12 protein-coding genes are annotated in these 14824 nt (G+C 39.6%); 11 read left to right on the top strand and 1 reads right to left on the bottom strand.

All coding sequences use genetic code 11. The features are described 5' to 3' along the window. Positions 1-63: 63 nt before the first annotated feature. The 9 genes from ACFILN_RS08040 to truB all read left to right on the top strand — a co-directional run bounded on the left by ACFILN_RS08040 (position 64) and on the right by truB (position 9681). A complete protein-coding gene (locus ACFILN_RS08040) occupies positions 64-477 on the top strand; it encodes a helix-turn-helix domain-containing protein (protein ID WP_273790585.1) in 414 nt (137 codons plus the stop codon). 130 nt (positions 478-607) lie between these two features. Beyond that, positions 608-1876, top strand: coding sequence for a methionine adenosyltransferase (metK, locus tag ACFILN_RS08045; RefSeq protein ID WP_273790586.1), 1269 nt, complete (start codon positions 608-610; stop codon positions 1874-1876). Then, entirely contained in the window at positions 1873-2574 is a 702-nt protein-coding gene (locus ACFILN_RS08050; RefSeq protein WP_375631073.1) for a tRNA (guanine(46)-N(7))-methyltransferase TrmB, read from the top strand. The genes metK and ACFILN_RS08050 overlap by 4 nt, the downstream gene beginning before the upstream one ends. A gap of 127 nt (positions 2575-2701) precedes the next feature. After that, positions 2702-3352 (top strand): ribosome maturation factor RimP, encoded by a 651-nt coding sequence (gene rimP / locus ACFILN_RS08055; RefSeq protein WP_273790647.1) that lies wholly within the window; start codon positions 2702-2704, stop codon positions 3350-3352. A gap of 47 nt (positions 3353-3399) precedes the next feature. Beyond that, on the top strand, positions 3400-5031 hold the full coding sequence (nusA, locus tag ACFILN_RS08060) for a transcription termination factor NusA (protein WP_375631074.1): 1632 nt from the start codon (positions 3400-3402) through the stop codon (positions 5029-5031). Continuing rightward, a complete protein-coding gene (locus tag ACFILN_RS08065; RefSeq protein WP_273790589.1) occupies positions 5032-5667 on the top strand; it encodes an RNA-binding protein in 636 nt (211 codons plus the stop codon). Then, a complete protein-coding gene (gene infB, locus ACFILN_RS08070) occupies positions 5664-8183 on the top strand; it encodes a translation initiation factor IF-2 (protein WP_273790590.1) in 2520 nt (839 codons plus the stop codon). Before ACFILN_RS08065 ends, infB begins: the two co-directional genes overlap by 4 nt. A 123-nt stretch (positions 8184-8306) precedes the next feature. Further along, the gene (gene rbfA / locus ACFILN_RS08075; protein ID WP_375637598.1) at positions 8307-8714 is read left to right on the top strand and encodes a 30S ribosome-binding factor RbfA; all 408 of its coding nucleotides are present in this window, start codon (positions 8307-8309) and stop codon (positions 8712-8714) included. Positions 8715-8718: 4 nt separating this feature from the next. Continuing rightward, the gene (truB, locus tag ACFILN_RS08080; RefSeq protein WP_375643393.1) at positions 8719-9681 is read left to right on the top strand and encodes a tRNA pseudouridine(55) synthase TruB; all 963 of its coding nucleotides are present in this window, start codon (positions 8719-8721) and stop codon (positions 9679-9681) included. Between the two features lie 462 nt (positions 9682-10143). On the opposite strand, the gene ACFILN_RS08085 is transcribed toward truB, so the two are convergent. After that, positions 10144-11772 carry an MFS transporter gene (locus tag ACFILN_RS08085; protein ID WP_273790593.1) on the bottom strand — a complete coding sequence of 543 codons (1629 nt, stop codon included), beginning with the start codon at positions 11770-11772 and terminating at the stop codon, positions 10144-10146. A 314-nt stretch (positions 11773-12086) separates the two neighbouring features. Between ACFILN_RS08085 and rpsO the strand changes: the two genes are divergently transcribed. After that, complete coding sequence (rpsO, locus tag ACFILN_RS08090; protein WP_005774142.1) at positions 12087-12356, top strand: 30S ribosomal protein S15; 270 nt, start codon at positions 12087-12089, stop codon at positions 12354-12356. Positions 12357-12606: 250 nt separating this feature from the next. Then, a complete protein-coding gene (gene pnp, locus ACFILN_RS08095; protein ID WP_375671248.1) occupies positions 12607-14802 on the top strand; it encodes a polyribonucleotide nucleotidyltransferase in 2196 nt (731 codons plus the stop codon). The last annotated feature ends 22 nt before the right edge of the window (positions 14803-14824 follow it).

Consider the following 14824-nt stretch of genomic DNA (forward strand, 5'->3'; position numbering starts at 1 on the left):
ATCAGCTTCGCATAAATATGATGTTGATTTAGAAGAAAAGTGCTGGAAATAAAGAGTTGCATTATGACCGAAACTAGAAAAAAACCTGACCCTATAGATATCTATGTTGGAACTCGTATCCGTTTACGTCGTAATATTTTAGGACTCACTCAAGAGAAACTAGGTGAAAAATTAGGAATTACTTTTCAGCAAATCCAAAAATATGAAAAAGGAACAAACCGTATTGGTGCCAGTCGTCTTCAAGCGATAGCAGAAATTATGGATGTTCCTGTTTCTTACTTTTTTGATAAAGGTATTACCTCCCAACAAGTAGAGGGTTTTGCCGAAAGTGATCACAATTTTATAGACTTTTGTTCTAGCAGCGAAGGGATTCAGCTCATGCGCGCTTTTACAAATATATCTGATGCTAAAGTGCGTCGAAAAATTATTGACTTGGCAAAAGCACTTTCTGAGGAAGATGTGACAAATAAGTTATAAATTAAAATTATATCTTTTCTCTTTTATTCATATAAATTTGCATTGACGATTTGCTACAGAATTAGCAAATGGTAGCGACTTTAGTAAGCAATTAATTAAATCGTTGGTTTTCTTTTTTGAAGGAGTTCCTATGCCGCATCAAGATTATCTTTTTACGAGCGAATCGGTATCGGAAGGACATCCTGATAAAATTTGTGATCGTATTTCCGATGAAATCGTTGATATGATCTATAAAGAAGCTGAAAAGACTGGTACTGATCCATGGTTAGTACGCGTTGCCTGTGAAACGCTCGTCAGTGTCAACCGTGTTGTTATCGCTGGTGAAGTACGTGTTCCCGATACGCTATTAAAAAAAGATAAAAATAAAGAATTCATCTACGATGAAACTAGCTTTCCACTCATTAATCCTACACGTTTTCGTACAGCAGCGCGCCGTGCTATTCGTACCATTGGCTATGAACAAGCAGGATTCCATTGGAAAACTGTTAAAATTGATGTTCTTTTGCGCCCCCAATCAGCTGATATAGCAAGAGGGGTTGATAATGCTACGGATCGGCACGGTGAAGAAGGAGCAGGTGATCAAGGCATCATGTTTGGATATGCTTGCCGTGAAACACCTGATCTCATGCCTGCACCAATTTATTATGCGCATAAAATTCTCAAACTTCTTGCCGCAGCCCGACATAAAGGAGAGGGAGAAACTGGAAAATTAGGACCAGATGCTAAAAGCCAAATAACCATACGCTATAAAAATGGAAAACCAATAGAGGTCACATCCATCGTTCTTTCAACGCAGCACCTTGATGAAAGCTGGGATTCCAATAAAGTACGTACAGTGGTTGAGCCTTACATTCGCCAAGCTTTACATGACATTCCCATTGCAGCTCAATGCAGTTGGTATATTAACCCAACAGGAAAATTTGTTATTGGAGGACCTCAAAGCGATGCCGGATTAACGGGACGCAAAATTATTGTGGATACTTACGGAGGTGCAGCACCCCATGGAGGCGGTGCTTTTTCAGGAAAAGATACAACAAAAGTTGATCGTTCTGCTGCCTATGCGGCACGCTATCTGGCTAAGAATATTGTTGCTGCTCATTTAGCAGAGAGATGCACCATTCAACTCTCCTATGCAATTGGTATTGCACAACCTTTATCTATTTATCTTAATCTTCATGGAACAGGAAAAGTCGATGAAAAAGTTATTGAAGCAGCCATCCGCAAAATAATGGACCTTTCACCTACCGGCATTCGAAAACATCTTGACCTCAATAAACCTATTTATGCAAAAACAGCTGCCTATGGTCACTTTGGTCGTAAACCAAAAAACGATGGTTCGTTTTCATGGGAAAAAACTGATCTCGTGAAAACGCTTCAAACAATGATCCAAATCCCATGATTAAACATAATATACGTAAGAGTGAAGCATTTTTTGGACGCCGACAAGGAAAACAACTTCGAAACAGTCAGCTTACACGTATAAAAATGCTTCTCCCCAATTTTAATATTGATTTAAATGTTCCTCCTCCTTCAAACCTTACATCCTTATTTTCAAGCAAAGTAAGAGAAATTCGACTTGAAATCGGCTTTGGTGGAGGTGAACATTTACTTCATGAAATGGAATATTTTCCAAAAACCGGTTTTATCGGCGTCGAGCCCTTTATCAATGGCATGGCAAAAATATTGTTGTCTCTTGAACAGCATCAAAACCATCAAAATCGTCTTCGCCTCTATAATGATGATGCTACACGCCTCCTTGATTGGCTCCCTGATAACTCGCTTGATGGAATAGACCTCTTCTATCCTGATCCTTGGCCGAAAAAGAAACACTGGAAACGACGTTTCATCAACATAAAAAATCTTAACCGTTTTGCTCGTGTTCTTAAAATAGGGAAATTTTTTCGCTTTGCTAGCGATATAGACAGTTATGTAAACTGGACTTTGTACCATTGTGCACAACATGATCACTTTGAATGGAAAGCAGAAAGCCCTCAAGACTGGAAACTCCCTTATCCACTATGGAGTGGAACCCGCTATGAAGCAAAAGCTTTACGCGAAGGACGAACGCCTGCCTATCTTACCTTTATCAAGAAATAAATGATCAAGCGCTTTTCTCATAAACAACTTGAAAAATTTTGAATTTAAGAGTATCAATAGTTAAATTCTTGGTCTTATGATGAAGAGTGGGCCGTTGGACCCGCTCTTTTTTAATATCATAAAACTGATGAAAACAACTTGGATAAAATGTATGAACGAAGCTGAAAAAATAAGCAATCTTGACGAACCGCGCTTGTTTGAAGAAGAGGGTATCGAAGCACAGGTTGCTGCTCTTGTCATACCACTACTTAAACCTTTAGGTTTTCGTTTGGTTCGTGTAAAACTCCTTGGTCAAAATGGTTTAACACTTCAAATTATGGTTGAACGTGCCGATGGTTCTATGACCATAGAAGATTGTGAAACTGTTAGTCGAACTGTTTCCCCACTCCTTGATGTCCAAAATGTTATTGAACGCAAATATCATTTAGAAATCTCATCACCTGGAATTGATCGTCCATTGGTAAGAAAATCTGATTTTTTTCATTGGCAAGGGCATCTTGCAAAAATTGAAACAAAAATAATAATTGATGGGCGCCGAAAATTTCGCGGGACACTTACAAATATCACGCAAGATGGATTTATTTTAAACACTGATAAAGCTGCTTATGGAGAAGCCATGTATACCCCTATTTCCTTTTGTGATATCATAAATGCACATTTAGTGCTTACCGATGAGCTTATTCGCGATGCATTGAAACAAAATAAAGATTTAAGTCAACAATTCATTGCCGAAGAGAACGCTAACGACTCTATACAGACGCTCAATTTCAAAAAATAATATCACAGGGGAATACCCATCGTGTGGCACAAAGAAGGAGAAAATTGATGGCTACAAGCGCTAACAGGCTTGAGATTCTGCAAATTGCAGATGCTGTTGCACGTGAAAAGTCAATCGACCGTGAAATTGTCATTTCTGCGATGGCTGATGCTATTCAAAAAGCAGCACGTTCTCGTTATGGTCAAGAAACCAATATCCGTGCTGAAATCAATTCTAAAACAGGTGAAATTAAATTACAGCGCCTGCTTAAAATCGTTGATGTCGTTGAAGACTATACAACGGAAATTACTTTGTCTGATGCTCTCAAACATCAAGCAGAAGCAAAAATTGGTGATTTTTTTGCTGATCTTTTACCTCCTATGGATTTTGGACGTATCGCAGCACAATCTGCTAAACAGGTTATTGTACAAAAAGTACGCGACGCAGAGCGTGATCAGCAATATGAGGAATTCAAAAATAAAGTTGGTGAAATTATTTCTGGTACAGTTAAGCGTGTGGAATATGGTAACGTCATCGTTGATCTAGGGCGCGGTGAAGCTATTGTGCGCCGTGATGAATTAATTCCTCGTGAATCATTCCGCTATGGAGATCGCATTCGTGCTTTTGTCAATGATGTACACCGTGAAACGCGTGGGCCGCAAATCTTCCTTTCACGCACACATCCCCAATTTATGGTAAAACTTTTCACTATGGAAGTGCCAGAAATTTATGATGGTATTATAGAAATCAAATCTGTAGCTCGTGATCCAGGTTCACGGGCTAAAATCGCCGTTGTTTCACGCGATGGTTCCATTGATCCTGTTGGAGCATGCGTTGGAATGCGAGGAAGTCGTGTACAAGCTGTTGTTGCTGAATTACAAGGCGAAAAAATTGATATTATTCCTTGGTCGCCTGATGCGGCAACATTTGTCGTTAATGCACTGCAACCTGCTGAAGTTTCTAAAATTATCCTTGATGAAGATGCTGAACGGATTGAAGTTATTGTGCCAGATGATCAACTTAGCCTTGCTATTGGACGACGTGGGCAAAATGTTCGCTTGGCTTCACAGCTAACAGGATGGAACATTGATATTTTAACGGAAAAGGAAGAATCTGAAAATCGTCAAAAAGAATTTACTGAACGGAGTAAATTGTTTATGGAAGCCTTAGAGGTTGACGAAATGATCGGACAGGTTATGGCATCAGAGGGTTTTTCTTCTATTGAAGAAATCGCCTATATTGATCTTGAAGAAATCGCTTCTATTGATGGTTTTGACCATGATACCGCCGCTGAAATCCAAAGTCGTGCCCGCGAATATCTTGATCATCAAGAAAAAGAACTTGATGAAAAACGCAAGAAGCTCGGAGTTTCTGACGAATTGCGAACACTTCCTGGAATGACAAGTGCTATGTTGGTTGCTGTAGGTGAGGATGGTGTAAAAACGATAGAAGACTTTGCTGGCTATGCCGTTGATGATTTAGCTGGTTGGAGAGAACGCAAAGAAGGTCAAACACAGAATTTTTCTGGTATTTTAACCCCTTTTGACATTACACGCGCAGATGCAGAAGCTATGGTTTTAGCCGCACGTGTACAAGCAGGCTGGATAGACCAAGCTGATCTTGTTACAGAAAATCCTGTAGAAGATGAAAATTCTACAGAAAATGAAAAAATAGATGATTTGGATGTGGATACACTTTAAATGAATGAACGGACTTGCATTGTGACCCGAAAAAATGCTTCAGCACAAACGCTGATCCGTTTTGTTATTGGTCCCAATAACCAAATTGTTCCTGATCTTAAAGCGAATTTACCAGGGCGTGGCGTTTGGATTTCCGCCCATCACGCTGTTATTGAGAAAGCAATAAAACAGAAAGCTTTTCATAGAAATTTTAAAACAGATGTTGAGGTTGCACCAAATCTTGTGCATGTTATTGATACGCTTTTACTAAAAGCCGCTCTTTCAAGCCTTTCCATGGCACGAAAAGCGGGAGCAATTGTTATGGGAGCAACAAAGGTTGACGCTGCTATCCGCTCTGGTAAAGTTATTCTTGTACTTCATGCTAAAGAAACAACAGAAGATGGGAAACGAAAAATTGCACAGGCCATCCATTCAATACAACAACAAACAAATCGGACTATAAAAACCATATCTTTATTTACAAGTGATGAAATGCGAGTGGCTTTTGGCTCTAATCCTGTAATGCACGCGGCCTTACTGGACACAAAGGCTGCTGAAGGATTTCTCAAAACGACATGTAAATTGATCAGCTATCGTGACGACAAGCATAGTAAGTCTAGTGAGATGACGGCACAAGCCGTGAAGGAAGTACAATGAGTGAAAATAACAACGACAAAACAACCGTCAAGAAGACACTAACTCTCAAGAGGTCTGTCTTGGAAACGAGCACGGTTAAACAAAATTTTAGTCATGGCCGTACGAAGGCTGTCGTTGTCGAAACCAAACGGCGTAAAATTACGCGACCTGATGAAAAAGCTGAAACCCTACAGCCCATTACAAAGCCGCATGTGGCCCCCCAGCGTTCTAAACCGCGTTTTGAGGGAAAAAAGCCTCAAGAATCTGTGGCCAAAAGCAATCTTTCATCAACTGAAATGGAAGCGAGACTTCGCGCGTTAGAAGAAGCACATATCCAAGAAAGAATAACGCGAGAACAAGCCGAAGAAGAAGCAAGACGCGCTAAAGAGCGTGAAGAAATTTTACAGCAAGAAAGTAAAGAAAAAGAAATACATCTCCAACAAGAAGAAGAAATATCACCAGTACAGACTCCACCTGTTCCCCCTCTCATTGAACAGACAGATATTCCTATTGCGCCTAAAAACACAACCGTGATTGAAAAACGCAAAATAGATGACAATAAAGAGGAAGAACGGCATAGTCGACGTGCTAATCCTGCTAAATCAGAAATACGTGTACCAAAAGTTGTCAAAGGAGCTGATGAGCGGCGACGCGGAAAGCTAACTCTGAATAGTGCACTGGATGAAGAAGGAAACGCACGTGGGCGCTCAATGGCTGCAATGCGGCGTAGACAGGAAAAGTTTAAGCGTGCACAAAATCAAGAACCAAGAGAAAAAATTTCTCGCGAAGTTGTTCTTCCTGAAACGATTACCATTCAAGAGCTCGCACAACGTATGACGGAGCGTTCTGTTGATGTGATTAAATTCTTGATGAAACAAGGACAAATGATGAAACCTGGCGATGTTATTGATGCAGATGTTGCCGAACTCATCGCTGTTGAATTTGGCCATACTGTTAAACGTGTTTTAGAATCTGACGTAGAAGAAGGTATCTTTAATATAAAAGATAATCCTCAAAACATGCAGCAGCGTCCCCCTGTTGTAACCATTATGGGCCATGTTGACCACGGAAAAACTTCTCTTTTGGATGCTATTCGTAAAGCAAATGTTGTTTCTGGCGAAGCAGGAGGTATTACGCAGCATATTGGTGCCTATCAAGTAGAACAAAACGGTCAAAAAATTACCTTTATTGATACACCTGGTCATGCTGCATTTACGGCTATGCGTGCACGTGGAGCTCGTGTTACTGATATTGCTGTTCTCGTTGTAGCCGCTGATGATAGTGTTATGCCCCAAACGATTGAATCAATCAATCATGCGAAAGTTGCTGGTGTACCTATCATTGTTGCTATCAACAAAATTGATAAACCAGCTGCGAATGCACAAAAAGTACGTACAGAACTTCTACAACATGAAGTGTTTGTTGAAACTATGGGCGGTGAAACTTTGGACGTTGAAGTTTCTGCTAAAACTGGTCAAAATCTTGATAAACTTCTCGAAGCTATCCTTCTTCAGGCTGAAATGCTTGATCTGAAAGCAGATCCTCAACGAACTGCAGAGGGCGTTATCATTGAAGCCAAATTGGATCGCGGACGTGGATCTGTTGCAACAGTTCTTGTTCAAAAAGGTACATTACACCCTTCTGATATTATAGTTGCCGGAAATGAATGGGGTCGTGTGCGTGCTTTGATTGACGACCATGGCCGCCATGTCAAAGAAGCCGTTCCCTCTACACCGATTGAAATTTTAGGCATGCAAGGAACACCACAAGCCGGAGACCGTTTTGCTGTTGTCACACATGAAGCAAAAGCACGTGAAATTTCTGAATATCGTCAACGATTAGCACGTGATAAAGCTGTTGCGCGGCAAACTGGTTCGCGTGGTTCTCTTGAACAGATGATGACAAAATTGCAAACGACTGGTGTTAAGGAGTTTTCTCTTATTATAAAAGGGGATGTGCAAGGATCAATTGAAGCAATTGCTTCAGCATTGGAAAAACTCGGAAATGATGAGGTTCGTGCGCGTATTGTACATTCTGGTGCTGGCGGAATTACCGAAAGTGATATTTCTCTTGCGGAAGCTTCTAACTCTGCTGTAATTGGCTTTAATGTTCGAGCCAATAAGCAGGCACGTGATTTTGCTAAAACACAAGGAATTGAAATTCGTTATTATAACATCATTTATGATCTTGTTGACGATATCAAAGCTGCCATGTCTGGATTACTCTCACCAGAACAGCGTGAAACTTTCCTTGGTAATGCTGAAATTCTAGAAGTCTTTAACATTACAAAAATTGGAAAAGTTGCAGGATGTCGTGTTACAGAAGGTAAAATAGAACGAGGAGCCGGTGTTCGCCTTATCCGCGATAATATCGTTATTCACGAAGGAAAGCTGAAAACACTCAAACGCTTTAAAGATGAAGTCAGTGAAGTGCAAAGTGGTCAAGAATGTGGAATAGCCTTTGAAAATTATGACGACATGCGCGCAGGGGACATCATTGAGACCTTCCGTATCGAACATATTAATCGCACATTATAAAATAATCCAATAACCTTATTCTGTTATAAAATGAGAAAAAGTTATTAGATTTTATACACAATATCTTTTTTTCCTTATCTAAATGGTCAAAAAAAGAGATCTTGTAGCAAGGATAAAACTTTGATGAAAAATGCAGGACCATCACAACGGCAACTTAGAGTAGCAGAGCAAGTACGTCATGCAGTAGCGCATATATTACAGCGTGATATTTTGCTTGATGATATCTTAAAAGATATTGTTATTTCTGTCTCTGAAGTACGCATGTCACCAGATTTAAAAATTGCTACTTGCTTTGTATCACCTCTCAGCACTCTTAAAAATGCTTCTCATACTGATGTTGTTGATACCCTCAATAAACATAGTCGTTTTCTCCGTGGAGAAATCAGTCATGCGTTGCGACAAATGAAATATATGCCAGAACTGCGTTTCCGGCTTGATAATAGTTTTGATAATTTTTCAAAAATTGATGCCCTCCTTCGCTCGCCTGAGGTTGCACGCGATCTTCACCATAGTGATACAGATGAGGATTAAAGATATGGCGCGGCAACACAAGAAAAAAGGGCGTCCTGTTTCTGGCTGGGTCATATTTGATAAACCAAAAGGAATGAAATCAACAGAAGCTGTCTCACAAATCAAATGGCTCTTTCATGCTCAAAAGGCAGGACATGCGGGTACACTTGATCCTCTTGCTTCTGGTCTCCTTCCTATTGCATTGGGCGAAGCAACCAAAACCGTTCCTTACGTGATGCAAGGCAAAAAAACTTACCGTTTTCATATTGCTTGGGGGCAAGAGCGCTCAACAGATGATCTAGAAGGAGAAATAACGAAAACTTCTCTCATACGTCCAACACAAGAAGAAATACTTGCTCTTCTTCCTCAATATACGGGTATTATTTTGCAAACACCTCCACAATTTTCAGCAATCAAAATTGCTGGAAATCGTGCCTATGATTTAGCGCGTGAAGGGGAAGTTGTTGAAATTCCGCCCCGTGAAGTGGAAATAGAAACTTTCAAGTTATTAGAAATGCCTACCAAAGAGCATTCTGTCTTTGAAATAACCTGCGGAAAAGGAACTTATGTGCGCTCTTTAGCACGCGATATGGGACGTGATCTCGGTTGCTATGGGCATATTGCTGATTTAAGACGTATTGCCGTCGCACCTTTTGATGAAGAAGATCTCATTACATGGGAGGAACTAAAAGCGGCCATTCCGCCAAATAAAAACACTACAGATGAAAATAATCGTTCTTTTGAAAAAAACTTCTCAACACTCGATGGGCTCTTAATTGACACAAGTGCCGCATTAGATTGCCTCCCTCACTATATCCTTAATGAAACTCAAGCACAGAGAATTATCAAGGGTCATTCTATCCTCTTGAATCATCACAAAGTACCTCTTGATGAAGAGGAAATTTGTGTCCTCTATAAGGAACAACTTCTTGCTATTGGCATTCTCGACAAAGGTCTATTTAAACCAAAGCGGATTTTCACAATTTAATCGATTCTTTTCCACAACCACCTTTTGCGAAAAGATATTTTTCTCTATCAATTAAGAAAAATATGGTGCTTTTCATTGTCTATATTTACCGTATTCATATCAAAATTTAAGTCAGTGCTATAAGCTAACACCACCACACACTTTTTCCTCTTAATGTCGCAATAATCCTTGCATTTGAAGGGATTCATAAGAGGCTTTTTATTTCTTTTTCAATCATTTTTACTCACACTTTAGCCCTCGTTTGTAATGTGCAAGCGAAGATGTGGACTGATTTACTCTAAATAGATTTGAAACGAGAAAAGCTTAAGACTTTCAGAACTATCACTCAACATGAAAAATTGTAAATAACCGTTATAAATCAATTTATTAACTATTGAAACAGCAATTTTTTGTTATGATTAAGCTAACAAATTGATCGAAATAATATTAACATATTTAATATTTACAAAAACTGTTTTAACCCTAAGGGAGATGATCAGAGGAAACTTTTAAAAGCATCTCATTGGCTTGAGGTATTGTTTGGCGTTCAATCATGCGGTGCACTCTTATACCGTTAGGAGCACAATTTAAATGACGCAGACGCTTATTGACTTCTGCATCTGCTTTTGTACGACGATGATTATGGCGTAAATAATCTACCCATGTTGGCATATGATAAGCCTCTGTCCAATATTCAGGTCTTTCAAGATCTCGTAAAAGGACCCACTGACGCGCACCATCACGTAATCGAATATGGCGTCGACGCGTCATCACTTTGAGAAACTCTTCGAGTTCATTTTCATGAATTTGGTAATCAATCATTATCATGATCGGGCCACTTCTTGCTTTGAGGTCGAGTAATAATTCCGGCTCTCTAAAATGATCAAGAGGATTTAAATCTATCTGAGGAATTTCTTGAATTCTAAATTTTACCCCTGCAAGAGCACCAAAAATCAAGAATAAAGAACAAACGCTCAAAGCAATTGTTGGAGAATAACCATCAGCTAAACCTCCCCAGATTGCACTTCCAATAGCCATCCCCCCATAAGATGCCGTTTGATAAAGAGCTAAAGAACGTGCAACAACCCAGCGTGGTGTAGAGAGTTGTACAGATGTATTAAACAATGATAAGGCCAAAACCCAACATAAACCTGCAGGAAATAAAGCAATATGGCTTATAATCAGTGAACGGCTGATTCCCAATAAAAAGCAAGAAAAGGCGAAACCAATAAATGCACTTGCAATAATTGTTTCTGAACGAAAATGATGCCGTACAACTGCATTAATAATGCCTGCTGTCATGGCTCCTAACCCAAAACAACCAAGCAATGTACCATAAAGAAGGGCACTTCCTCCAAGAACTTTATGCGCAACAATTGGCAAAAGTGCTAAAATAGAAATTGCTCCTATACCAAAAAGGAACGCTCGAACCATAATGCTCAGGAGATTAGGTGACATCGCAACATAACGCAAACCATCTGAGACAGCTCCTAACAGCCTTTCTCGTGGCAATGAGTTGTTTTCATAATTCGACTTCCAGAAAAACAACGCACCAATAAGAGGAATATAGCTTATAGCATTAAACAAAAAAGCAGCCGATGCCCCTAAAGTTGCAATGATGGCACCCCCAATAGCAGGACCAACACTCCGCATCAAATTAAAGCCAACACTATTCAAACTAACAGCAGCAGGAATATTTTCCCTGCTCACAATATCTCCTATCGTTGCTTGCCAAGAAGGATTATAAAAAGCTGTGCCACATCCAATCAAAAACGTAAAACATAACAAAAGCCAAGGTGTTAGAAATCCCATATAGGCTAAAACAGATAAACTCATCGATATGACCATCATCATAATCTGTGCACACAACATAATTTGACGCCGATTAAAATTATCAGCTAATGCCCCTGCCATCAAAGAAAACATAACAAGTGGTAATGTTGTGGCACTTTGAACGAGCCCAACCATGGAATGCGAAGAACTAATCAACGCCATTAACCACCCTGCTCCAACAGCTTGTATCAGCCCCCCTAAATTAGAAATAAGAGTAGATGACCATAAATTTCGAAATACCGAATTACGAAAAAGTTTTAATGTTGAAATGCTCTGCATCTTTTTCCTCCAACGGTATTTATCACTTTTGTTACCACACACACACGCTCATAATCTTTGTATCAAAAGGATGCATAATTGTTTAAAAAACTTCTCATAAAACTCTATTTAAATCAATATTTCAAAACAAAAGCTTTTATTTAAAGAAAGACTTCAAAATGCTGTCAAGGACTAGTATTTTAACCTTCTTTCCTATATAAGAACGAAATTAGGTAAGAGTCTTCGACTTTTCCTGTTTTCTCACAGACCCTAGCTGAACGACATCTCGGCTATGGGTGACTTTATGTTTCTTCGTTTTTGGAAAGGATAATACGATGTCGATTACAGCTGAACGTAAACAAGCTCTTGTCGCAGAATACGCAAACAAAGTTGGTGATACAGGATCACCAGAAGTACAGATTGCTGTACTTTCTGAACGTATTTCTAATTTAACAAACCACTTTAAATCTCACAAAAAGGATAATCATTCTCGTCGTGGTCTTTTGAAGATGGTGTCTCAACGCCGGCGTCTTCTTGATTATCTTAAAGGAGTTGACCAAAATCGTTATCAGACACTTATAAAGAAGTTAGGTTTACGTCGCTAAAAGAAAAATGGAGGTGGTATTTAAAAAAACCACCCATTTTTTCAATGTGTTGCTTTTAATTAAAAATTTTAAAAACTGATAAGTTATTATGGGATAGGACTGCTCATCGTTTCACATTTAATGCGATTTACTTCTCTCTTCTCGCAACAAAGGAAGTAATTTGTTCTCCACCCCAAAACTTGCAAATATGCTGCGCACAACCAGAATGTAAGCAATCAAAGATTTAAACACTGGTCATTAAGGATAAAAAATGTTCAAAACGCACAAGATAGAAATTGAATGGGCTGGGCGTCCTCTCACCCTTGAGACAGGGAAAATAGCGCGTCAAGCTGATGGTGCAGTGATTGCTACCTATGGAGAAACTATTGTCTTAGCAACCGTTGTATCGGCCAAAAACCCAAAACCAGACCAGGACTTTTTTCCACTCACTGTTAATTATCAAGAAAAATTCTATGCTGTTGGTAGAATACCTGGAGGCTATTTAAAACGTGAAAGTCGACCAAGTGAAAATGAAACTTTGGTTTCACGTTTGATTGATCGCCCAATTCGTCCCCTTTTCGTTGAGGGATATAAAAATGATACACAAGTTATTGTTTCCGTTATACAGCATGATCTCGAAAACAATCCCGATATCCTTGCGATGATTGCATCTTCTGCCGCATTGACCCTGTCAGGTGTTCCTTTCATGGGACCTATAGCTGGTGCACGCGTTGGCTATTGTAATGGACAATATGTTCTTAATCCTCATATCGATGAAATGCCTGAATCAAAACTTGATCTTGTTGTTGCTGGAACAGAAAGTGCTGTTTTGATGGTTGAATCAGAAGCACAAGAATTACCGGAAGATATCATGTTGGGGGCCGTGATGTTTGGTCACCAAGGCCTTCAACCTGTCCTTGATGCCATTATAAAGCTTGCTGAAGTTGCTGCAAAAGATCCTCGTGATTTTGTTCCTGAAGATCTTTCTGAACTTGAAAAAGCGATGCAGAAAATGGCAGAACAGGATATACGAAAGGCTTACACAATTACTGATAAGCAAGAACGTTATGCTGCAATTGATGCACTAAAGACAGAAATCCTCAATAAATTTATGCCAGAAACAGAAAAAGACTGTCAATTTAGTACCGATCAAATTGCAACCGTATTTAAACAGTTGCAAGCAAAAATTGTTCGTGGGAACATTCTTGATACCCAAAAGCGGATTGATGGACGCAATCTTTCTACCGTGCGCCCTATCCAATCAGAAGTAAGTATTTTACCCCGCACACATGGATCAGCACTCTTTACCCGTGGAGAAACACAAGCTATTGTCGTTGCAACGCTAGGAACTGGTGAAGATGAACAATATGTTGATTCCTTAACGGGAATGTATAAGGAAACATTCCTTCTCCATTACAATTTCCCACCATTTTCAGTGGGTGAAACGGGACGCCTTGGTTCTCCTGGTCGTCGTGAAATTGGACATGGTAAATTGGCATGGCGGGCAATTCACCCCATGTTGCCAACGAAAGAATCTTTTCCTTATACCATTCGTGCTGTCTCAGAAATCACTGAATCCAATGGCTCTTCTTCTATGGCAACGGTTTGTGGAACCTCACTTGCTCTTATGGATGCTGGTGTTCCTCTAGCACGCCCTGTTGCTGGTATTGCTATGGGCTTGATTAAAGAAGGAGAACGCTTTGCTGTTCTTTCTGATATTTTAGGGGATGAAGATCATCTTGGAGATATGGATTTTAAAGTCGCAGGAACAGAAAATGGTATTACTGCCTTGCAAATGGATATCAAAATTGATGGTATTACCGAAGAGATTATGAAAATCGCGCTTGAACAAGCCAAAGGAGGCCGAATTCATATCCTTAATGAGATGGCGAAAGCTTTAACCAGTGCACGTGCTGAGCTGAGTGAATTTTCTCCACGAATCGAAGTTATGAATATTTCTGTCGATAAAATCCGTGATGTTATCGGCTCTGGTGGTAAAGTTATTCGGGAAATCGTGGAACAAACTGGAGCAAAAATTAATATTGAAGATGATGGTACCATTAAAATTGCTTCTGCTGATGCTAAAACCATTGAAGCGGCAAAACGCTGGATCCATTCTATTGTCGATGAGCCTGAAGTTGGTGCTATCTACCAAGGAACAGTTGTAAAAACTGCAGAATTTGGTGCATTTATAAACTTCTTTGGTTCTCGTGATGGACTCGTTCATATCTCTCAGCTTGCATCAGAACGCGTCAGCAAAACAACCGATATTGTAAAAGAAGGTGACAAAGTTTGGGTTAAATTAATGGGCTTTGATGAGCGTGGAAAAGTTCGGTTATCAATGAAGGTCGTTGATCAAACAACCGGCAAGGAAATCACCGGTGATAAAGCGATAAATGAAGAAAAGTGCGTGGATGAAAAAAAACAACCTGAAAATAAGCGCCGCCGTAAGAAAAAAGAAGAGTAAGTTTTTCTTCTTATCGTATCAT

Source organism: Bartonella sp. CL434QHHD (assembly GCF_042195145.1).
In the GTDB taxonomy this organism is placed as follows: Bacteria; Pseudomonadota; Alphaproteobacteria; order Rhizobiales; family Rhizobiaceae; genus Bartonella.

Coding starts and splice junctions, on each gene's coding strand:
- ACFILN_RS08040 (WP_273790585.1), top strand. CDS start 64: ATGACCGAAACTAGAAAAAAACCTGACCCTATAGATATCTATGTTGGA.
- infB (WP_273790590.1), top strand. CDS start 5,664: ATGAGTGAAAATAACAACGACAAAACAACCGTCAAGAAGACACTAACT.
- ACFILN_RS08065 (WP_273790589.1), top strand. CDS start 5,032: ATGAATGAACGGACTTGCATTGTGACCCGAAAAAATGCTTCAGCACAA.
- pnp (WP_375671248.1), top strand. CDS start 12,607: ATGTTCAAAACGCACAAGATAGAAATTGAATGGGCTGGGCGTCCTCTC.
- rimP (WP_273790647.1), top strand. CDS start 2,702: ATGAAAACAACTTGGATAAAATGTATGAACGAAGCTGAAAAAATAAGC.
- ACFILN_RS08085 (WP_273790593.1), bottom strand. CDS start 11,772: ATGCAGAGCATTTCAACATTAAAACTTTTTCGTAATTCGGTATTTCGA.
- rpsO (WP_005774142.1), top strand. CDS start 12,087: ATGTCGATTACAGCTGAACGTAAACAAGCTCTTGTCGCAGAATACGCA.
- nusA (WP_375631074.1), top strand. CDS start 3,400: ATGGCTACAAGCGCTAACAGGCTTGAGATTCTGCAAATTGCAGATGCT.
- rbfA (WP_375637598.1), top strand. CDS start 8,307: ATGAAAAATGCAGGACCATCACAACGGCAACTTAGAGTAGCAGAGCAA.
- ACFILN_RS08050 (WP_375631073.1), top strand. CDS start 1,873: ATGATTAAACATAATATACGTAAGAGTGAAGCATTTTTTGGACGCCGA.
- metK (WP_273790586.1), top strand. CDS start 608: ATGCCGCATCAAGATTATCTTTTTACGAGCGAATCGGTATCGGAAGGA.
- truB (WP_375643393.1), top strand. CDS start 8,719: ATGGCGCGGCAACACAAGAAAAAAGGGCGTCCTGTTTCTGGCTGGGTC.